This is a genomic window from Pseudomonas sp. GW821-FHT12A04, assembly GCF_058807755.1.
The window spans coordinates 37566-58480 of the sequence record NZ_JBXAQZ010000018.1; the positions used below are offsets into that span (position 1 = coordinate 37566).

Sequence of the window (20915 nt, forward strand, 5' to 3'; positions counted from 1 at the left end):
AGGCAGAAAGGGACCGTAGAATGGTCATTGGGGATGTGGGGCGGACTGAAGGTTTACAAGGAAGCCTGGCGAACCTGCTTCTCAAGCTCGGCCTTCAACCCCGGCTCCAGCTTGAGCTGCCGCGCCAGCTCATCGAGATAGGCCTTCTCCATGAAGTTTTCCTCGTCCACCATCATCACGCTGGCGATGTACATCTCGGCGGCGATTTCCGGGGAGCGGGCGGCGCGGGCGACATCGCTCGGGTCCAGTGGCTTGTTGAGCTCGGCGTGCAGCCAGTGTTGCAGCTCCTGATCGCTGTCGAGCCGGGTGAATTCGCCTTCGATCAAGGCACGCTCACGCTCATCGACATGACCGTCAGCCTTGGCCGCGGCCACCAGCGCCTTGAGAATCGCCTGACTGTGCAGCTCGACTTGTGCGTCCGGTACGCGGTCCAGGGTTTGCGGTTGCGCACCGGCCGCACCGCCCTGCTGCGCCTGCCAGTTACCGTAGGCTTTATAGGCCAGCACACCCAACGCGGCGAGACCGCCGTAGACCGCGACCTTGCCCCCGACTTTACGGGCCTTTTTGCTGCCGAGCAGCAAGCCCATGGCGCCTGCCGCCAATGCCCCGCCACTCGCACCGGAGAGCAAGCTGCCGAGGCCTCCGTTGCCACCGCTCGCACCCTTTTGCTGCGGGCTGCCGGCCTTGTTCTGCAACAGGTCCTGGCCGGACTTGAGTAGTTGATCGAGCAATCCACGGGTATTCATTTACCGCCTCCACAAGACGTTTAACCTGTAACCAAGACCACCAGCCTAAAACGAAAGTGCCCATGCCCCGTGGGCGAGAGTGCTTCCAGATGTTGCACTCCCCTCAATGCGCCCATTGCCGCTTGCGCCGACCCGTCAGAAAAAACGATATACACTCTCGCCAATCGATAAAAACAGCCCACCGGGTGCTTCCCCATGATGACCTTGCGTCAGATCCGTCACTTCATCGCCGTGGCCGAGACCGGTTCGATCTCGGCCGCCGCGCAAACTGCGTTCATTTCCCAGTCGACCCTGACCCTGGCGATCCAGCAACTGGAGGAGGAAATCGGCGTCAGCCTGTTCAGCCGCCATGCCAAGGGCATGACCCTGACCCACCAGGGGCATCAATTCCTGCGTCAGGCGCACTTGATCCTGGCCACGGTGGATAACGCCAAGCGCAGCCTGCAACAGAGCACCGACCAGGTCGCCGGGCAACTGATCGTCGGCGTGACCAGCCTGGTGGCCGGTTATTACCTGGCGGATCTACTCACCCGTTTCCAGCGCGCCTACCCCAACGTGGAAATCCGCGTGATGGAGGATGAGCGCCCGTACATCGAGCATTTGCTGGTCAGCGGCGAGATCGATGTCGGCGTGTTGATCCTGTCCAACCTCGAAGACCGCCACGCATTGCAGACCGAAGTGTTGACCCGCTCGCCGCACCGGCTATGGCTGCCGGCCCAGCACCCGCTGCTGGAACACGACAGCATCAACCTCGCCGACGTGGCCCGCGAGCCATTGATTCAACTGAACGTCGATGAAATGGACCGCAACGCCCAACGCATGTGGTCGGCAGCCTCCTTGCAACCGCGCATCACCCTGCGCACGGCCTCGACCGAAGCGGTGCGAAGCCTTGTGGCCGCTGGCCTGGGCGTATCGATCCAGCCCGACATGACCTATCGCCCGTGGTCACTGGAGGGCGACATCATCGAAGCGCGGCCGATCGCCGACCTCAGCCAGACCCTGGATGTCGGCCTGGCCTGGCGTCGCGGCACCGCGCGGCCGGCATTGGTGGACCCCTTCCTCACGGTCGCGCGCGAACAACCCCATGGCGGGCGCAAGCCATCTATTTAATCGAACGCTACCTTCAGTATTTAGTATTTGTTGTCCTCGGGTCCGCGAACTAGTCTTGTTGCATCTAATAAAGACGGCCGGGCCCCAGTCACAGGGAGCGCTGCCATGTCGACACAACAAGCCACACAAAAAACGAGAACCCGAAAAATGGCTGGCGCGCAGACCCCGTTGTTCACCGCCTTGTTGATCGATGGTGAATTAGTCGCAGGGCAAGGCTGTGCCGAACCCATCATCAATCCGGCCACTGGCGAAATCCTGACGCAGATCGCCGAAGCCGGCACCGAACAAGTCGAAGCAGCCATCCTCGCCGCCCACCGCGCCTTTGCCGGTTGGTCGCGCACCACGCCACAACAGCGCTCAAACCTGCTGTTGGACATCGCCAACGCCATCGAAAAAAACGCCGACCATCTCGCCCGTCTCGAAGCCCTGAATTGCGGCAAGCCGCTGCACCTGGCCCGTCAGGATGACCTCAATGCCACGGTCGACGTGTTCCGCTTCTTCGCCGGTGCCGTGCGTTGCCAGACCGGCCAGCTCAGCGGCGAATACCTGCCGGGCTACACCAGCATGGTCCGGCGCGATCCTATCGGGGTCGTGGCGTCGATTGCGCCGTGGAACTATCCGATCATGATGGCCGCGTGGAAAATCGCCCCGGCCCTCGCCGCTGGCAACACCCTGGTGTTCAAGCCGTCGGAACACACGCCGCTGTCGATCCTGGCCCTGGCGCCAGCGCTGGCCGAGATCCTGCCGCACGGTGTAATCAACATTATTTGCGGTGGCGGCGAAGGCGTCGGCAGCCACCTGGTGAGCCACCCTAAAGTGCGCATGGTGTCGCTGACCGGCGATATCGTCACCGGCCAAAAGATTCTCCAGGCCGCGTCGAAGACACTCAAACGCACCCACCTCGAACTCGGTGGCAAGGCCCCGGTGATCGTCTGCAACGATGCCGACATTCAGGCCGTGGTCGAAGGCGTACGCACCTACGGCTACTACAACGCCGGCCAGGATTGCACCGCCGCTTGCCGCATTTATGCCCAGGCCGGGATTCATGACCGCCTGGTGGCCGAGCTCGGCGCGGCCGTCGGCAGCCTGCGTTTCGCCGGCAAGCGCGATGCCGACAACGAAATCGGCCCGCTGATCAGTACCCGCCAACGCGACCGCGTAGCCAGTTTCGTCGAACGCGCCTTGGGCCAGCCGCACATCGAGCGGGTGACCGGTGCCGCGGTGCACTCCGGCGCCGGCTTCTATTACCAGCCGACCCTGCTCGCCGGTTGCAAGCAAAGTGACGAGATCGTCCAGCGCGAAGTGTTCGGGCCGGTGGTCACCGTGACCCGCTTCGATGAGCTGGAACAAGCGGTGGACTGGGCCAACGACTCGGAATACGGCCTGGCCTCGTCGGTCTGGACCCAGAACCTCGACAAGGCCATGCAGGTCGCGGCGCGCTTGCAGTACGGCTGCACCTGGATCAACAGCCACTTCATGCTGGTCAGCGAAATGCCCCACGGCGGCTTGAAGCGCTCGGGTTACGGCAAGGACCTGTCCAGCGATTCGCTTCAGGACTACAGCGTGGTGCGGCACATCATGGCCCGCCATGGCGAGCATCTCTGACTAAGCTAATAACAAGCCGCCAACGGCATGCTTCACCACGTTCACAACTGCCCCGACCATAATTTAAAGAAGAGGGAATTCCAATGTTCGTGCACAAGACCGCACTGCTCAGTGCAATCACCACCGCGCTGCTGGCCAGCGCCAGTGTCCAGGCCGCCGAGCCGCTCAAAGCTGTCGGGGCGGGCGAAGGCCAACTGGATATTGTGGCCTGGCCCGGCTACATCGAACGTGGCGAGAGCGACAAGGCCTACGACTGGGTGACCGGTTTCGAGAAGGAAACCGGCTGCAAGGTCAACGTCAAGACCGCCGCCACCTCCGATGAAATGGTCAGCCTGATGGCCAAGGGCGGTTACGACCTGGTCACAGCGTCCGGCGACGCCTCCCTGCGCCTGATCGTTGGCAAGCGTGTGCAACCGATCAACACCGCGTTGATCCCGAACTGGAAGAACCTCGACCCGCGCCTCAAGGATGCACCCTGGTACGTGGTCAACAAGCAGACCTACGGCACCCCGTACCAATGGGGCCCGAACGTGCTGATGTACAACACCAACGTGTTCAAGACTGCGCCCACCAGCTGGGGCGTGTTGTTCAACGCGGAAAACCTGCCGGACGGCAAGCCGAACAAGGGTCGCGTGCAGGCCTATGACGGCCCGATCTACATCGCCGACGCGGCGCTGTACCTGAAGTCCGCCAAGCCGGAACTGGGTATCCAGAGCCCGTACGAACTGACCGAAGCCCAGTACAAGGCCGTGCTCGATCTGCTGCGCGCCCAGCAGCCGTTGATCCACCGCTACTGGCACGACACCACTGTGCAAATGAGCGACTTCAAGAACGAAGGCGTGGTCGCCTCCGGTGCCTGGCCGTATCAGGTCAACGGCCTGATGAACGAGAAGCAGCCAATTGCCTCGACCATCCCGAAAGAAGGCGCCACCGGGTGGGCCGACACCACCATGCTGCATGCCGAAGCCAAGCACCCCAATTGCGCCTACAAGTGGATGGACTGGTCGCTGCAACCGAAAGTCCAGGGTGATGTTGCGGCGTGGTTCGGCTCGTTGCCGGCGGTGCCGGCAGCGTGCAAGGGCAGTGAATTGCTCGGCGCCGAAGGCTGCAAGACCAACGGTTTCGACAATTTCGACAAGATCGCCTTCTGGAAAACCCCGCAGGCTGAAGGCGGCAAGTTCGTGCCATACAGCCGCTGGACCCAGGACTACATCGCGATCATGGGCGGCAGGTAACACACCGTTTCTGTGGCAAAAACGCTTTTGTGGCGAGGGGGCTTGCCCCCGTTGGAGGGCGAAGCCCTCCCCTAGTCCGTCACTGCGGTCTGGCAGACCGCGCCCACCGTTTTCAGGGCTGCTGCGCAGCCCAACGGGGGCAAGCCCCCCCCGCCACAGTCAGTATTCCAGCCACACATGCGCGAACACGATTCAGTTTTTTCAGAAGTCCAGGCAGGGCCGCTGCGACGGCCTTCGCCTTTTTGGAGCATCGCACCATGACGCTTGCAGTCCAGTTCACCAACGTTTCCCGTCAATTCGGCGAAGTGAAAGCCGTAGACCGGGTTTCCATCGACATCCAGGACGGCGAGTTTTTCTCCATGCTGGGGCCGTCCGGCTCGGGCAAGACCACCTGTTTGCGCCTGATTGCCGGTTTTGAACAACCGAGCGCGGGCTCCATCCGTATTCATGGCGAGGAGGCCGCCGGCCTGCCGCCGTACCAGCGCGACGTGAACACCGTGTTCCAGGATTACGCGTTGTTCCCGCACATGAACGTTCGCGACAACGTCGCCTACGGCTTGAAAGTCAAAGGCGTCGGCAAGGCCGAACGCCTCAAGCGCGCCGAAGAAGCCCTCGACATGGTCGCCCTCGGTGGCTACGGCGAGCGTAAGCCGGTACAACTCTCCGGCGGTCAGCGCCAGCGTGTGGCCCTGGCCCGCGCCCTGGTCAACCGCCCACGGGTGCTGCTGCTCGACGAACCCCTCGGCGCCCTCGACCTTAAGTTGCGCGAACAAATGCAGGGCGAGCTGAAGAAGCTGCAACGCCAGCTCGGCATCACCTTCATTTTCGTCACCCACGACCAGACCGAAGCCTTGTCGATGTCCGACCGCGTGGCGGTGTTCAACAAGGGGCGCATCGAACAAGTCGATAGCCCGCGCAACCTGTACATGAAACCGGCCACCACCTTCGTGGCGGAATTCGTTGGCACCTCCAACGTGATTCGCGGTGACCTGGCCTGGCAGCTCAGTGGCAATCCACAGCCGTTTTCGATTCGCCCGGAACACGTGCGATTCGCCGAAGGTCCGCTGGCCAGCCACGAGATTGAAGTCAGCGGTTTGCTGCATGACATCCAGTACCAGGGCAGTGCGACTCGCTATGAGCTGAAACTGGAAAACGGCCAGACCCTGAACATCAGCAAGGCCAACAACCAGTGGCTGGACACCAGTGCCCAGCACCAGACCGGGCAGCGCATCAGCGCACGCTGGGCGCGCGAGGCAATGATTCCGTTGCACGACACTGTTGCAGGCGGGGTGTGAGATGAGCACCTTGGCTATTTCTCAAACCTCGTCAGGCGGCTCGCCGTTGCGCAGGTTTTCCAACCTGCTGTATCGCCGGCCGAACCTGTACTTGTCGATGCTGCTGGTGCCGCCGTTGCTGTGGTTCGGCGCGATCTACCTGGGTTCATTGCTGGTCCTGCTGTGGCAAGGTTTCTACACCTTCGATGACTTCACCATGGCGGTCACACCTGACCTGACCCTGACGAACTTTACCGCGCTGTTCCAGCCGTCGAACTTCGACATCATCCTGCGCACCCTGGGCATGGCGATTGCCGTATCGATTGCCAGCGCCATCGTCGCATTCCCGATTGCCTACTACATGGCGCGCTACACCACCGGCAAGACCAAGGCGTTTTTCTACATCGCAGTGATGATGCCGATGTGGGCCAGTTACATCGTCAAGGCCTACGCCTGGACACTGCTGCTGGCCAAGGGTGGCGTGGCGCAGTGGTTCGTGCAGCACCTGGGGCTGGAGCCGGTCCTGCAGTTCGTACTGGGCATTCCGGGAGTTGGCGGCAGCACCTTGTCGACCTCGCACCTGGGGCGTTTCATGGTGTTCGTCTACATCTGGCTGCCGTTCATGATCCTGCCGATCCAGGCCTCGCTGGAACGCCTGCCGCCTTCGCTGCTGCAAGCCTCCGCCGACCTCGGCGCCAAGCCGCGCCAGACCTTCATGCAAGTGATTCTGCCGCTGTCGATCCCGGGCATTGCCGCCGGTTCCATCTTCACCTTCTCGCTGACCCTGGGCGACTTCATCGTGCCGCAACTGGTCGGCCCGCCCGGCTACTTCGTCGGCAGCATGGTGTACGCCCAGCAAGGGGCGATCGGCAATATGCCGATGGCCGCTGCCTTCACCCTGGTGCCTATCGTGCTGATCGCCATTTACCTGTCCATCGTCAAACGACTGGGGGCCTTCGATGCACTCTGACAAAGCTTCCCTGGGCCTGCGCCTCGCCGCCTGGGGCGGGTTGGTGTTCCTGCACTTCCCGATCCTGATCATCTTCCTGTACGCCTTCAACACCGAAGACGCGGCGTTCAGCTTTCCGCCAAAGGGCTTCACCTGGAAGTGGATCGGCGTGGCGTTCTCGCGGCCGGACGTGCTCGAGGCCATCAAGCTGTCGTTGCAGATCGCCTCGATTGCCACCCTGATCGCCATGGTCCTTGGCACATTGGCTTCGGCCGCGTTGTACCGCCGGGACTTCTTCGGCAAACAAGGCATCTCGCTGATGCTGATCCTGCCGATTGCCCTGCCGGGGATCATCACCGGGATCGCGTTGCTGGCGACCTTCAAGACTCTGGGAATCGAGCCGGGGATGTTCACCATCATCGTCGGCCACGCGACCTTCTGTGTGGTGATCGTCTACAACAACGTCATCGCCCGCTTGCGCCGCACCTCACACAGCTTGATCGAGGCCTCGATGGACCTCGGCGCCGACGGCTGGCAGACCTTCCGCTACATCATCCTGCCGAACCTCGGCTCGGCATTGCTGGCCGGCGGCATGCTGGCGTTTGCCCTGTCGTTTGACGAAATCATCGTCACCACCTTCACCGCCGGCCATGAACGCACCCTGCCACTGTGGCTGCTCAACCAGCTCAGCCGCCCACGGGACGTGCCGGTGACCAACGTCGTGGCGATGCTGGTGATGCTGGTGACCATGCTGCCGATCCTCGGCGCTTATTACCTGACCCGTGGTGGTGAGAGCGTGGCGGGCAGTGGTGGTAAGTAACTGACAACTCAATTCCCAATGTGGAAACCGGAACCTGTGGGAGCGAGCTTGCTCGCGATGGCTGACTTACATTCAACATTGATGTTGCCTGACACACCGCTATCGCGAGCAAGCTCGCTCCCACAGGGGGTCGGTTTCCACCGAGAAAAAACAACAGTTTCGAAGAGGGCAAAGCCATGCAAACCAAACTCCTGATCAACGGCCAACTGCAAAGCGGCGAAGGCCCCGCCCAACCAGTGTTCAACCCGGCGCTGGGTAGTGTGCTGGTGGAAATCAACGAAGCCAGCGAAGCCCAGGTCGATGCCGCCGTGCGCGCCGCCGACGCTGCGTTCGACAGCTGGTCGCATACCCCGCCGAAAGACCGCTCGCTGCTGCTGCTCAAACTCGCCGATGCCATCGAAGCCCACGGCGAAGAACTGGCCAAACTGGAATCGGACAACTGCGGCAAGCCTTACAGCGCTGCGCTGAACGACGAGATCCCGGCAATTGCCGACGTGTTCCGTTTCTTCGCCGGCGCCAGCCGCTGCATGAGTGGTTCAACCGGTGGCGAGTACTTGCCGGGTCACACCTCGATGATCCGCCGAGATCCGGTGGGCGTGATCGCCTCCATAGCGCCGTGGAACTACCCATTGATGATGGTCGCCTGGAAAATCGCCCCGGCCCTCGCCGCCGGTAATACCGTGGTGCTCAAACCGTCGGAACAGACTCCGCTGACAGCCCTGCGCCTGGCTGAACTGGCGTCGGATATCTTCCCGGCCGGCGTACTCAACCTGGTGTTCGGCCGTGGTCCTACCGTCGGCAGCCCATTGGTCACTCACCCGAAAGTGCGCATGGTGTCGCTGACCGGTTCGATTGCCACCGGCTCGAACATCATTTCCAGCACCGCCGACACCGTCAAACGCATGCACATGGAACTGGGCGGCAAAGCCCCGGTGATCATCTTCGACGACGCCGACATCGATGCCGCCGTCGAAGGCATCCGCACCTTCGGTTTCTACAACGCAGGCCAGGACTGCACCGCCGCCTGCCGCATCTATGCCCAGGAAGGCATTTACGACAAGTTCGTGGAGAAGCTCGGCGCCGCCGTCAGCAGCATCAAGTACGGCTTGCAGGATGATCCGTCGACCGAACTCGGCCCGCTGATCACCGCACAACACCGCGACCGCGTTGCCGGCTTCGTCGAACGCGCCATCGCCCAGCCACACATTCGTTTGATCACTGGCGGCAAGGCGGTTGAGGGTGATGGTTTCTTCTTCGAACCGACCGTGTTGGCCGACGCACAACAGGACGACGAAATCGTGCGCCGCGAAGTGTTCGGGCCAGTGGTGTCGGTAACCAAATTCACCGATGAAGCACAAGTGCTGGGCTGGGCCAACGATTCGGACTACGGCCTGGCCTCCTCCGTGTGGACCACCGACGTCGGCCGCGCCCATCGCCTGTCAGCGCGTTTGCAGTACGGCTGCACCTGGGTGAATACGCACTTCATGCTGGTTAGCGAAATGCCCCACGGCGGTCAGAAACTGTCCGGCTATGGCAAGGACATGTCCATGTATGGGCTGGAGGACTACACCGTTGTGCGGCATGTGATGTTCAAGCACTAAAGCATCGCGAGCAGGCTCGCTCCCACATTTGGAACGCATCCCTGTAGGAGCGAGCCTGCTCGCGATGGCGCCACCGCAACACTGCAAACAGTAAATTCCTAAAGATTCAGCCTGCCTGAAAAACCCTCGATTCCTACAACACGCGTCGCCAGAGTAGACTTGGCGCCGCGAGCGCCTGACCGATAGGCTTTGTTCCGTCGCTGCCAAATCAGCGGCCCGGAGTCGAAGCCGGAACAAGTCAAAACGGTGCTCGTGTGCCCCCATAGAACTGTGGCTGTTTTATGCCTTCAGTTCTGCATTATGGCGGGCCGTGTGGCGCGGGCCTTTCGGCTTCCGTTTTGACTTGGAAGTGTCCCGACTTCGAACGCCACTCGGTCCGCCACCCAACCTGTCGAAGGGTTGGTGGCGACTTTCCAGGCCAAAACGGAAATCACGCCATGCCAATGCATCCTCAAAGCTCGCCTCTTCCCTATTTCGATCCCACCGTCTTCACCCGCCACAACCGCTTCCTCCACGCCTTCATGCAAGACAACCAAGCCTGGTTCTGTGTTCAGGACCTTGGGCGCCTGATGGGTAAACCCCTGAATGAACGGCTCACCCTGAAACTCGACGCAGACCAACGTCGCACCGTCTGGCTGCGCAAAGACGGCAAAACGGTCGAAACCCTGATGGTCAGCGAATCAGGTGTGTACGCCTTGCTGGTTCACCACTTCGTCCCGGAAAACCGCAATCTGCGCCAGTGGTTGAGCAACGAAGTCATACCTTCGCTGCGTGATGCGAAATCAGAGCCTGTGGAAAACCTGCCCAGTCTGAGCTCATTGAACTGGGCTGGAATTTCGGTGCCCCTGCTGCATTACCAACATCACGCCTGGATCAAATGGCGAGACATGCCTGAGTTGATGCAGGTGCAGCGCCCCTTCCCAATCGCTGGCACTTGCCGTTGAAGGGATAAATCGAGCGGATAAAAAAGGGAAACTGTAGGAGCGAGCCTGCTCGCGATGGACTCAAAGACACCGCGTACATCCAGAACGGACGCGTCATCGTTAACGACCATCGCGAGCAGGCTCGCTCCTACATTACTGCTCCAGGTCCACTTAAAACCGCGAAACACTCCTCATCGCGTCCACCAGATACCTCATCGCAATCCTGTCGCTCTCCGACAGCTCCCGATAGCGTTCCACCAGTTTCATTTCCTCGCTGTTGAGCCGGCGCCTTCTTCGCCCCAGGGCCAGACACGGAAAGATTCCCAACATTTCGGTGATGCCTTGTACTTTCGACATGGACGATGTCCTTCTAAACGTCAAAGAAAACTGCAAAAAACCGCATCGCCCTACCCCTTTTCGGCAGCCGCATCGTGCCGACTGAACCGCACCGGTCTTTCGGGCTTAAACCGGTCATGTGCACAGAATAGAAATAATCCGGGCGCTGAAAAGCGGTTTTTAGAGTAATTAGTCGAAAAAAGCAGAAATGCCCTCTAAATCAGAAACCCCTGTCGGAATTGTTTCCCGACATGTCTTGTTTCATTGCCGAGCCAGCGCAGTGCCATCAATCAATTTTGCTCCGCATTCGAACGGTTTAAGCTGTCGGGCATCTGTTTATAAGTCCGTTGCGTTTGGCCGAAGGCATGTCCGAACCGATATTTCTGATCCAGCACGTGCCAGGAACGGCGCGGGATTGCTCACGACAGGTTGTATTTATGCACCGCAGGAACTTGCTCAAAGCCTCCATGGCCATCGCGGCCTACACCGGTTTGTCCGCCACGGGCCTGTTGGCCGCCAAGGCCTGGGCCGCCAGCGGCGGCACCGCTGATGGCGAGGCCACCGCGTTCGATTTCGAGGCGCTGAAGCTCCAGGCCAAACAGCTCGCCAGCAATCGCTACCAGGACACCAAGCAACAGTTGCCGCCGACCCTGGCGACCATGACCCCGCAGAACTTCAATGCGATTCGCTACGACGGCAATCATTCGTTGTGGAAAGAAAACAAGGGGCAGCTGGACGTGCAGTTCTTCCACGTCGGCATGGGGTTCAAGCAGCCGGTGCGCATGTACAGCGTCGATCCGAAAACCCGGATGGCCCGCGAGGTGCATTTCCGCCCGTCGCTGTTCAACTATGAAAACACCACGGTCGACACCGCACAGCTCAAGGGCGACCTGGGTTTCTCCGGCTTCAAGTTGTTCAAGGCCCCGGAACTGGACAAGCACGATGTCGTGTCCTTCCTCGGCGCCAGTTACTTCCGTGCGGTAGACGCCACCGGCCAGTACGGTTTGTCGGCCCGCGGTCTGGCGATCGACACCTACGCCAAGAAACGCGAAGAATTTCCCGACTTCACCAAGTTCTGGTTCGAGACTCCGAACAAGGACAGCACCCGCTTCGTGGTCTACGCCCTGCTCGACTCGCCGAGCGCCACCGGTGCCTACCGCTTCGATATCGACTGTCAGGCCGAGCGCGTGGTGATGGAGGTCGATGCCCACGTCAACGCACGCACCGCCATCGACCAGCTAGGCATCGCGCCGATGACCAGCATGTTCAGTTGCGGCACCCACGAGCGCCGGATGTGCGACACCATTCACCCGCAAATCCACGACTCCGACCGCCTGGCCATGTGGCGCGGTAACGGCGAGTGGATCTGCCGCCCGCTGAACAACCCGGCCACCCTGCAATTCAATGCCTTCGCCGATACCGACCCGAAGGGCTTCGGCCTGGTGCAGACCGACCACGAGTTCGCCAGCTATCAGGACACCGTCGACTGGTACAGCCGTCGCCCGAGCCTGTGGGTAGAACCGACCACGGCGTGGGGCGAAGGCTCGGTCGACCTGCTGGAGATCCCGACAACCGGCGAGACCATGGACAACATCGTCGCCTTCTGGACGCCGAAGAAACCGGTGGCGGCCGGCGACTCGCTGAATTACGGCTACAAGCTGTACTGGAGCGCATTGCCGCCGGTCGGAACGCCGCTGGCACGGGTCAATGCGACCCGCTCCGGGATGGGCGGCTTCACTGAGGGCTGGGCGCCGGGCGAACACTATCCGCCAGTCTGGGCCCGTCGTTTTGCCGTGGACTTCACCGGCGGCGGCCTGGACCGCTTGCCTGAAGGCACGGGCATCGAGCCTGTAGTCACTTGCTCGAACGGCGAGGTCAAGGATTTCAGCGTTCTCAAGCTCGATGACATCAAGGGCTACCGCATCCTGTTTGACTGGTACCCGACCAATGACAGCGTCGAGCCTGTCGAGCTGCGCCTGTTCATCCGCACCAACGACCGCACGCTGAGTGAAACCTGGTTGTACCAGTACTTCCCGCCAGCACCGGACAAGCGCAAATACATTTGATGATCGGGTAGCACCCTGCCACCATTCGGTTTTCCGAACGCGACCTGCGGGTCGGTTCGGTTAACCGGATCATCTCAGTGAAATCCCAACGCAAAAAATATTTAATTTCCTTATAAATCAACGTTTTGATCAATTCGCACTGGTCTGGCACGAGTCATGCTCTACACTTCTTCGACGAATGTCCTTTGCGCCGACTCATCGTAGCGCTCAGGTGTTTTGCAGCACAAAAGGGCCGGTGAACTGGCTCCATAAAAAAAACAAAGTCGAGGAAAATTTGATGCGCATCGTTCCCCATATCCTGGGCGCAGCCATTGCTGCCGCTCTGATCAGCACGCCAGTTTTCGCCGCCGAACTCACCGGCACCCTGAAGAAGATCAAAGAGTCCGGCACCATCACCCTGGGCCATCGCGACGCTTCCATTCCGTTTTCCTACATTGCCGACGCTACCGGCAAACCGGTCGGCTATTCCCACGACATCCAGCTGAAAGTCGTCGAAGCGCTGAAAAAAGACCTCGACATGCCGAACCTCCAGGTCAAGTACAACCTGGTGACTTCGCAAACCCGTATCCCGCTGGTGCAAAACGGCACCGTGGACCTCGAGTGCGGCTCCACCACCAACAACGTCGAGCGTCAGCAGCAAGTTGACTTCTCCGTTGGCATCTTCGAAATCGGTACTCGTCTGCTGTCCAAGGCAGACTCCAAGTACAAGGATTTCCCTGACCTGGCCGGCAAGAACGTCGTGACCACCGCCGGCACCACGTCCGAGCGCATCCTCAAGGCGATGAACGCCGACAAGCAGATGGGCATGAACGTCATCTCCGCCAAAGACCACGGCGAGTCGTTCCAGATGCTGGAAACCGGCCGCGCAGTGGCCTTCATGATGGACGACGCCCTGCTGGCCGGTGAAGCAGCCAAGGCCAAGAAGGCAAGTGACTGGGCCGTTACCGGCACTCCACAGTCCTACGAAATCTACGGCTGCATGGTGCGCAAAGGCGACGAGCCGTTCAAAAAGGCTGTGGATGACGCCATCAAGGCCACCTACGCATCGGGCGAGATCAACAAGATCTACGAAAAATGGTTCATGCAACCGATCCCGCCAAAAGGCCTGAACCTGAACTTCCCGATGAGCGACGAGCTCAAGGCCCTGATCGCCAAACCGACTGATAAAGCGGCTGACGACAAGAAGTCCTGATTTCTGACTAACCTTATCTCCTGAGAGGGCCCTGGCCCTTTCAGGAGGTGGTCACTTCCTGCTGGCATTTTTTGGAAACACTCGAACCGGTGGCTGTCGAGCCGGGAGCGTGTGCCTGATCGTAAAGGTCGGGCGGGAACGGAGCTTCCCCCAAGCGGGCACTTGTACATTGATTGAACTGAGGGGAGACCCTAATGAATTACAACTGGGACTGGGGCGTGTTCTTCAAGTCCACCGGCGTGGGCAGCGAGACCTATTTCGACTGGTACGTGACCGGTCTGGCCTGGACCATCGGCATCGCCATCGCGGCCTGGATCATCGCCCTGACACTGGGCTCGATCCTGGGCGTCATGCGTACCGTGCCGAACCGTATCGTATCGGGCATCGCCACCTGCTACGTCGAACTCTTCCGTAACGTGCCGCTGCTGGTTCAGCTGTTCATCTGGTACTTCCTGGTACCCGACCTGCTGCCGGCCGACCTGCAAGAGTGGTACAAGCAGGATCTGAACCCGACCACCTCGGCCTTCCTCAGCGTCGTGGTGTGCCTGGGCCTGTTCACTACCGCCCGGGTTTGCGAACAGGTGCGCACCGGTATCCAGGCCCTGCCAAAAGGCCAGGAATCCGCGGCTCGCGCCATGGGTTTCAAGCTGCCGCAGATCTACTGGAACGTGCTGCTGCCCCAGGCCTACCGGATCATCATTCCGCCGCTTACCTCGGAATTCCTGAACGTCTTCAAGAACACCTCCGTGGCCTCGCTGATCGGTTTGATGGAGCTGCTCGCGCAGACCAAGCAGACCGCCGAGTTCTCCGCCAACCTGTTCGAAGCCTTCACCCTGGCAACGCTGATCTACTTCACCCTGAACATGAGCCTGATGTTGCTGATGCGCGTGGTCGAGAAGAAAGTCGCCGTACCGGGCCTGATTTCCGTAGGGGGTAAATGATGGAATTCGACTTCTCGGGCATCATCCCGTCCCTGCCGGGCCTGTGGAACGGCATGATCATGACCCTCAAGCTGATGGCCATGGGCGTGATCGGCGGCATCATCCTCGGCACCATCCTGGCGTTGATGCGTCTGTCCCACAACAAAGTGCTGTCGAACATCGCCGGCGCGTACGTTAACTATTTCCGCTCGATCCCCTTGCTGCTGGTGATCACCTGGTTCTACCTGGCGGTACCGTTCGTGCTGCGCTGGATCACCGGCGAAGACACGCCGATCGGCGCGTTCGCCTCGTGCATCGTGGCCTTCATGATGTTCGAAGCGGCGTACTTCTGCGAAATCGTCCGCGCCGGTGTGCAGTCGATTCCCAAGGGCCAGATGGGCGCTGCCCAGGCGCTGGGCATGTCTTACGGGCAGATGATGCGCCTGATCATCCTGCCGCAAGCGTTCCGCAAGATGACGCCACTGTTGCTGCAACAGAGCATCATCCTGTTTCAGGACACCTCGCTGGTCTACGCCGTCGGCCTGGTGGACTTCCTCAATGCTTCGCGCGCCAGTGGCGACATCATTGGCCGCTCCAATGAGTTCCTGATTTTCGCGGGTCTCGTGTACTTCATCATCAGCTTTGCCGCCTCGCAGCTGGTCAAGCGTCTGCAAAAAAGGTTCGCCGTATGATCTCTATCAAAAGCATCAACAAGTGGTATGGGGACTTCCAGGTACTGACTGATTGCAGCACCGAGGTCAAAAAAGGCGAAGTGATCGTGGTGTGCGGGCCATCCGGTTCCGGCAAGTCGACCCTGATCAAGTGCGTCAACGCTCTGGAACCGTTCCAGAAAGGCGACATCGTGGTCGACGGCACCTCCATCGCCGACCCGAAGACCAACCTGCCGAAACTGCGCTCGCGCGTGGGCATGGTGTTCCAGCATTTCGAGCTGTTCCCGCACCTGACCATCACCGAAAACCTGACCATCGCGCAGATCAAGGTGTTGGGCCGCAGCAAGGAAGAGGCCACCAAGAAAGGCCTGCAACTGCTCGAGCGCGTCGGTCTCTCGGCCCACGCCCACAAGCATCCTGGCCAACTGTCCGGCGGTCAGCAGCAGCGTGTGGCGATTGCCCGTGCGCTGGCGATGGACCCGATCGTCATGCTGTTCGACGAACCGACCTCGGCGCTCGACCCGGAAATGGTCAACGAAGTGCTCGACGTGATGGTGCAACTGGCCCACGAAGGCATGACCATGATGTGCGTGACCCACGAAATGGGCTTCGCCCGTAAAGTGGCCGACCGCGTGATTTTCATGGACCAGGGCAAGATCATCGAAGACTGCAAGAAAGAAGAGTTCTTCGGTGACATCAATGCCCGCGCGGAGCGTACGCAGCACTTCCTCAACAAGATTCTGCAGCACTAAGCAAACACCGTTCCCCTAATGTGGGAGCGGGCTTGTGTGGCGAGGGGGCTTGCCCCCGTTGGGTCGCGGAGCGGCCCCTGCATTGCAAAGTCGAACCGCGTGTGTAGGGTTTACGACTGCTTCGCAGCCGAACGGGGGCAAGCCCCCTCGCCACAGAGCTCGCTCCCACAGGGGCCGGCGGTGGCTTGCAGATTTGTGTTGTGGTTGACCCAAGGCATCTGTGATGAAATGCGACCCCACTCTTTATCGCGCCACGTCGCCATCACTCGCCGTGAAACCCCGTCTGGTTCGTCATTTGTTCCTGCCGCCACTGATCATCGCCATGATGATCGGCCTGGGCTATATCGGCTTCTGGATCAGTGAGCACTACGGCATCCGCAGCCTCAGCGAAAACGGCCAGCGCCAGCTGGAACTGCACGCGCGCGCCGTCGAAAGCGAAATCAGCAAATACACCTACCTGCCCAGCCTGCTGGAACTCGAAACCAGCGTTTCGCAGTTGCTGGCCGACCCGACTCCGGAATACCGGCAGACGGTCAACGATTACCTTGAAGGCCTGAACCGGCGCAGCCGCAGTCGGGCCATCTACGTGATGGACACCACCGGTCGCGTCATGGCCACCAGCAACTGGCGCGATGTCGACAGTTACCTGGGTGAAGACCTGTCCTTTCGCGCCTATTTCCAGAACGCCGTGCGCGGTCAGCCGGGGCGTTTCTATGGCATTGGCAGCACCAACGGCGAACCCGGTTACTACCTGGCCCATGGCCTGGAAGAACATGGCAAGATCATCGGCGTAGCCGTGGTCAAGGTCCGTCTGGAAGCCATGGAAGAACGCTGGCAACGGGCTCGCCTGGAAGCCTTCGTCAGCGACGAAAACGGCATCATCATTCTTTCCAGCGATCCGGCACGGCGCTTGAAATCGGTGGTGCCGCTGAGCGAAGAAACCAAGGAAAAACTCGCCCGCAGCCTGCAGTACTACTGGTTCCCGCTCAACGAACTGCAGCCGCTGGCCCGGGAAACCCTGTCCGAAGGCGTCGAAAAACTCACGTTCCCGGCCAACAGCGAACTGGTGTCCGACGATGAAAACATCAGCTATCTGGCGCAAACCCGGCCGTTGAGCGATACACCGTGGAATTTCACCCTGCTCACGCCACTCCAGGACTTGCGCCGCGAAGCGATCAACCAGGGGATCCTGGTGGCCGTGGCGTTTGCCCTCCTGGCGTTCCTTTTGATCGCCTGGAACGAGCGGCGCAAGGTGATCGCCACCCGCCTCGCAGCCCGGGAAGCCTTGCAGGAAGCCAACAATCAGCTGGAGCGTCGGATTACCGAACGCACCACCGACCTGCGCGCCAGCAACGAACGGCTCAAGGGCCAGATCCGCGAACGCCGGCTCGCCGAAGAGACTTTGCGCCGTGCCCAGGATGAACTGGTGCAGGCCGGAAAACTCGCGGCCATCGGCCAGATGTCCACCAGCATCGCCCACGAACTGAACCAGCCGCTGGCGGCGCTGCGCACCTTGTCCGGCAATACCGTGCGCTTCCTCGAACGCGGCCAGCTCGACGTGGCCAGCACCAACCTCAAGACCATCAACGAACTGATCGACCGCATGGGCCGGATCACCGCCAGCCTGCGCTCGTTCGCCCGGCGCGGAGACGACAAAGGCCAGGCCTGCCTCGGCAAAGCGGTGGACGCGGCCCTGCAATTGCTAGGCGCCCGGGTGGAAAATATTCAGCTGCAATTACACCGCGACTTCACCGATGTGCAGGTGCAGATCGACCAGACCCGCCTGGAGCAGATTCTGGTCAACCTGATCGGCAACGCCCTCGACGCCATGCAAGCGCAGCCGCAACCCGAGTTGTGGCTCGAAGGCGAAACGTTCGATGGCAAATACCGCCTGCGGGTGCGTGACAACGGCCACGGCATCGACGCCGAAGCGCGCAAGCACCTGTTCGAACCGTTTTTCACCACCAAACCCGGCGAACAGGGCCTGGGTCTGGGCCTGACCCTTTCCGCCAGCCTCGCCGCCGCCACCGGCGGTCACCTGGGTGTCGAGCACCCGGCCAGCGGTGGTACTGCATTCGTCCTCAGTTTACCGTTGGTAAGCCTCACTCCCGCCGAGCCAATATGAACAACGACCTTAGTGTATTGATCGTCGAAGACGACCCCCATGTGCTGCTCGGCTGCCAACAGGCGCTGACCCTGGAAGACATTCCCTGCATTGGCGTGGGCAGCGCCGAAGAAGCCCTGGAACGGGTCGGCGACAACTTCGCCGGCATCGTCGTCAGCGACATTCGCCTGCCGGGCATCGATGGCCTGGAACTGCTGACCCGGCTCAAGGCCCGCGACCGCAGCCTGCCGGTGGTGCTGATCACCGGGCACGGCGACATCTCCATGGCCGTCGGCGCGATGCAGAAAGGCGCCTACGACTTCATGGAAAAGCCGTTCTCCCCGGAGCGCCTGGTGGACGTGGCCCGCCGCGCACTGGAGCAACGCAGCCTGGCGCGGGAAGTCTCGTCGTTACGTCGGCAACTGGCCGAGCGCGACTCCCTCGAAGGGCGGATCATCGGCCGTTCGCCAGCCATGCAGAACTTGCGCGAACTGATCGCCAACGTCGCCGACACCTCGGCCAACGTGCTGATCGAGGGCGAAACCGGCACTGGCAAAGAACTGGTCGCTCGTTGCCTGCATGATTTCAGTCGGCGCCACACCAAACAGTTCGTCGCACTGAACTGCGGCGGCCTGCCGGAAAACCTGTTCGAAAGCGAAATTTTCGGCCACGAAGCCAACGCCTTTACCGGCGCGGGCAAACGGCGGATCGGCAAGATCGAACACGCCGACGGCGGCACGCTGTTCCTCGACGAAGTGGAAAGCATGCCCCTGCCCTTGCAGATCAAACTGCTGCGGGTACTACAGGAGCGCACCCTCGAACGCCTCGGCTCGAACCAGAGCGTAGCGGTGGATTGCCGTGTCATCGCAGCGACCAAATCCGACCTCGTCGAGTCGAGCAAGGCCGGCGAGTTCCGCAGCGACCTGTATTACCGCCTCAACGTGGTGACCCTGGAACTGCCGCCGCTGCGCGAGCGCCGCGAAGACATCCTGCAATTGTTCGAACACTTTTTGCAGCAGTCGTCCCTACGCTTCGACCGCACGGTGCCGGAGCTGGACAACCAGACCGTTTCGAACCTGATGAGCCACGACTGGCCGGGTAACGTGCGTGAATTGCGCAACGTTGCCGAGCGCTTTGCCCTGGGCCTGCCGGCGTTCAAGAAAACCGGTGCCAGTGGCGGCAATCAGGGCCTGGCCTTTGCCGAAGCGGTAGAAGCGTTCGAGCGCAATCTGCTCAGCGACGCCTTGCAACGCAGCGGTGGCAACCTGACCCAGGCCAGCCAGGAACTGGGCATGGCCAAGACCACTCTGTTCGACAAAGTGAAAAAGTACGGCCTGAGTCATTAGGGGGCTTGCTCAAAGCGACCCAGAACCTGTGGGAGCGAGCTTGCTCGCGATGGCGGCGTTTCAGTCACCGATGATGTCGACTGATCAGACGCTATCGCGAGCAAGCTCGCTCCCACAGGTGATCGGGGGGTTAGAGGAGGTTGTGATCGGCCACAGGCTCGATTTGCGCCCAATGTGAAGTGTCTTCTCGGTGCTCGCGCAAGTACGGCAACACCGCCGCCAGCAACGGTGCCTTGAACGCCTCCTGAAAGCGATGGGCCAGCCCCGGAATCAGGATCAACTGACTGCCGCGCAGATGCGCCGCCAGATGCACCCCGTGCATCACCGGCAACAGCGGGTCGGCGGTGCCATGCACCACCAGCGCCGGCACCCGCAACTGATTGAGCAGGGTCACCCGGCTCGGCTCGGCGAGAATGGCCATGATCTGGCGTTTCACGCCCTCGGGATTGAACGACCGGTCATAGGACTGCGCCGCCTGATGCAGCAACGCCTGGCGATCGTCGGTCACTATCGGGCTGCCCAGCGCCGCCAGCAGGTCGGCCTGTTGCTCCAAGGCCACTTCGCGGTTCGGTGCGCCGCGCCGCGCCAACAACTGCACCAGCGCCGCACTCGGGGCCGGCAAGCCTTCGGCGCCGGAGGTGGTCATGATCAGGGTCAGACTCTCGACCCGTTGCGGTGCCATGGCAGCCATGTGCTGGGCAATCATGCCGCCCATGCTGGCGCCCAACACGTGGAATTGATCGATGTGCAAGGCGTCCATCAAGCCCAGGCCATCGTCGGCCATGTCGGTCAGCGAGTACGGTGACGACACCGGCAATCCGAGTTTGTAGCGCAGCACTTCGAAGGTCAGGTTGGCGTCGGCCGGTGCTTGCCGCCAGGTCGACAGGCCGACATCGCGATTGTCATAGCGGATCACCCGGAACCCCTGCTGGCACAAGGCGACAACCACCTCGTCCGGCCAGTGAATCAATTGCCCGCCCAGCCCCATCACCAGCAGCAATGCCGGATCCGACGCACGGCCAATGCTCTGGTACGCCAGGTTTACCTGGGCCAGATCCACCCGTTCGGTCGGAACATTGACATCACAACGCGAAGCCGCCAGGGACGGCAGGCCGAATAAAAAGGCGGCCAAAAAAACAAATCTTGATAAGAAAACACGCATGAAGAAACACCAAAACGCAGAACCCCAGTAGAGCGCGAGTCTGATGAAGTTTGTTCAAGCGCGCTGCCACAGTTACGTGACAGTTTGATGAAGAGTGCCGGAC

Annotated in this window: 18 protein-coding genes; 15 read left to right on the forward strand and 3 right to left on the reverse strand. The window is 60.9% G+C overall.

Annotated elements, in window-relative coordinates; translation table 11 throughout:
- Positions 1 to 53: 53 nt before the first annotated feature.
- On the reverse strand, positions 54 to 746 hold the full coding sequence (locus tag AC1RS8_RS25240; RefSeq protein ID WP_057716215.1) for a tellurite resistance TerB family protein: 693 nt from the start codon (positions 744 to 746) through the stop codon (positions 54 to 56).
- A 195-nt stretch (positions 747 to 941) separates the two neighbouring features.
- On the opposite strand from AC1RS8_RS25240, the gene AC1RS8_RS25245 reads away from it, so the two are divergent.
- The 8 genes from AC1RS8_RS25245 (at position 942) to AC1RS8_RS25280 (ending at position 10284) form a co-directional block, all read left to right on the forward strand.
- Entirely contained in the window at positions 942 to 1856 is a 915-nt protein-coding gene (locus AC1RS8_RS25245) for a LysR family transcriptional regulator (RefSeq protein WP_057716216.1), read from the forward strand.
- Positions 1857 to 2003: 147 nt separating this feature from the next.
- Positions 2004 to 3461, forward strand: a complete 1458-nt coding sequence (locus tag AC1RS8_RS25250) for a gamma-aminobutyraldehyde dehydrogenase (RefSeq protein WP_489339874.1) — start codon at positions 2004 to 2006, stop codon at positions 3459 to 3461.
- An 83-nt stretch (positions 3462 to 3544) separates the two neighbouring features.
- Positions 3545 to 4696, forward strand: a complete 1152-nt coding sequence (gene ydcS, locus AC1RS8_RS25255) for a putative ABC transporter substrate-binding protein YdcS (protein WP_057716218.1) — start codon at positions 3545 to 3547, stop codon at positions 4694 to 4696.
- 257 nt (positions 4697 to 4953) lie between these two features.
- Positions 4954 to 5991, forward strand: a complete 1038-nt coding sequence (locus AC1RS8_RS25260; RefSeq protein ID WP_057716219.1) for an ABC transporter ATP-binding protein — start codon at positions 4954 to 4956, stop codon at positions 5989 to 5991.
- A 1-nt stretch (position 5992) separates the two neighbouring features.
- Positions 5993 to 6940 (forward strand): ABC transporter permease, encoded by a 948-nt coding sequence (locus AC1RS8_RS25265; protein ID WP_489339873.1) that lies wholly within the window; start codon positions 5993 to 5995, stop codon positions 6938 to 6940.
- Positions 6930 to 7739 (forward strand): ABC transporter permease, encoded by an 810-nt coding sequence (locus AC1RS8_RS25270; protein ID WP_057716221.1) that lies wholly within the window; start codon positions 6930 to 6932, stop codon positions 7737 to 7739. The genes AC1RS8_RS25265 and AC1RS8_RS25270 overlap by 11 nt, the downstream gene beginning before the upstream one ends.
- Before the next feature lie 176 nt (positions 7740 to 7915).
- Complete coding sequence (locus AC1RS8_RS25275) at positions 7916 to 9340, forward strand: gamma-aminobutyraldehyde dehydrogenase (protein WP_489339872.1); 1425 nt, start codon at positions 7916 to 7918, stop codon at positions 9338 to 9340.
- A 437-nt stretch (positions 9341 to 9777) separates the two neighbouring features.
- Positions 9778 to 10284: a BRO-N domain-containing protein gene (locus tag AC1RS8_RS25280; RefSeq protein ID WP_489339871.1), complete on the forward strand. Its 507-nt coding sequence runs from the start codon at positions 9778 to 9780 to the stop codon at positions 10282 to 10284.
- Positions 10285 to 10434: 150 nt separating this feature from the next.
- On the opposite strand, the gene AC1RS8_RS25285 is transcribed toward AC1RS8_RS25280, so the two are convergent.
- A complete protein-coding gene (locus AC1RS8_RS25285) occupies positions 10435 to 10620 on the reverse strand; it encodes a hypothetical protein (RefSeq protein ID WP_046041279.1) in 186 nt (61 codons plus the stop codon).
- A 416-nt stretch (positions 10621 to 11036) separates the two neighbouring features.
- On the opposite strand from AC1RS8_RS25285, the gene AC1RS8_RS25290 reads away from it, so the two are divergent.
- The 7 genes from AC1RS8_RS25290 (at position 11037) to aauR (ending at position 19650) form a co-directional block, all read left to right on the forward strand.
- Positions 11037 to 12665 (forward strand): glucan biosynthesis protein D, encoded by a 1629-nt coding sequence (locus AC1RS8_RS25290; protein ID WP_057716224.1) that lies wholly within the window; start codon positions 11037 to 11039, stop codon positions 12663 to 12665.
- Positions 12666 to 12942: 277 nt separating this feature from the next.
- On the forward strand, positions 12943 to 13857 hold the full coding sequence (locus AC1RS8_RS25295) for a glutamate/aspartate ABC transporter substrate-binding protein (protein ID WP_154909574.1): 915 nt from the start codon (positions 12943 to 12945) through the stop codon (positions 13855 to 13857).
- Between the two features lie 194 nt (positions 13858 to 14051).
- On the forward strand, positions 14052 to 14798 hold the full coding sequence (locus AC1RS8_RS25300; protein ID WP_057716225.1) for an amino acid ABC transporter permease: 747 nt from the start codon (positions 14052 to 14054) through the stop codon (positions 14796 to 14798).
- The gene (locus AC1RS8_RS25305; protein WP_057716226.1) at positions 14798 to 15469 is read left to right on the forward strand and encodes an amino acid ABC transporter permease; all 672 of its coding nucleotides are present in this window, start codon (positions 14798 to 14800) and stop codon (positions 15467 to 15469) included. The genes AC1RS8_RS25300 and AC1RS8_RS25305 overlap by 1 nt, the downstream gene beginning before the upstream one ends.
- A complete protein-coding gene (locus AC1RS8_RS25310) occupies positions 15466 to 16200 on the forward strand; it encodes an amino acid ABC transporter ATP-binding protein (protein ID WP_057716227.1) in 735 nt (244 codons plus the stop codon). The genes AC1RS8_RS25305 and AC1RS8_RS25310 overlap by 4 nt, the downstream gene beginning before the upstream one ends.
- A gap of 223 nt (positions 16201 to 16423) precedes the next feature.
- The gene (gene aauS, locus AC1RS8_RS25315; protein ID WP_349733545.1) at positions 16424 to 18325 is read left to right on the forward strand and encodes a two-component sensor histidine kinase AauS; all 1902 of its coding nucleotides are present in this window, start codon (positions 16424 to 16426) and stop codon (positions 18323 to 18325) included.
- A complete protein-coding gene (gene aauR, locus AC1RS8_RS25320; RefSeq protein WP_429520713.1) occupies positions 18322 to 19650 on the forward strand; it encodes a two-component response regulator AauR in 1329 nt (442 codons plus the stop codon). The genes aauS and aauR overlap by 4 nt, the downstream gene beginning before the upstream one ends.
- A 130-nt stretch (positions 19651 to 19780) precedes the next feature.
- Here the strand turns inward: aauR and AC1RS8_RS25325 are convergent, their stop codons facing one another.
- On the reverse strand, positions 19781 to 20812 hold the full coding sequence (locus AC1RS8_RS25325; protein ID WP_489339870.1) for an alpha/beta fold hydrolase: 1032 nt from the start codon (positions 20810 to 20812) through the stop codon (positions 19781 to 19783).
- Positions 20813 to 20915: the final 103 nt, after the last annotated feature.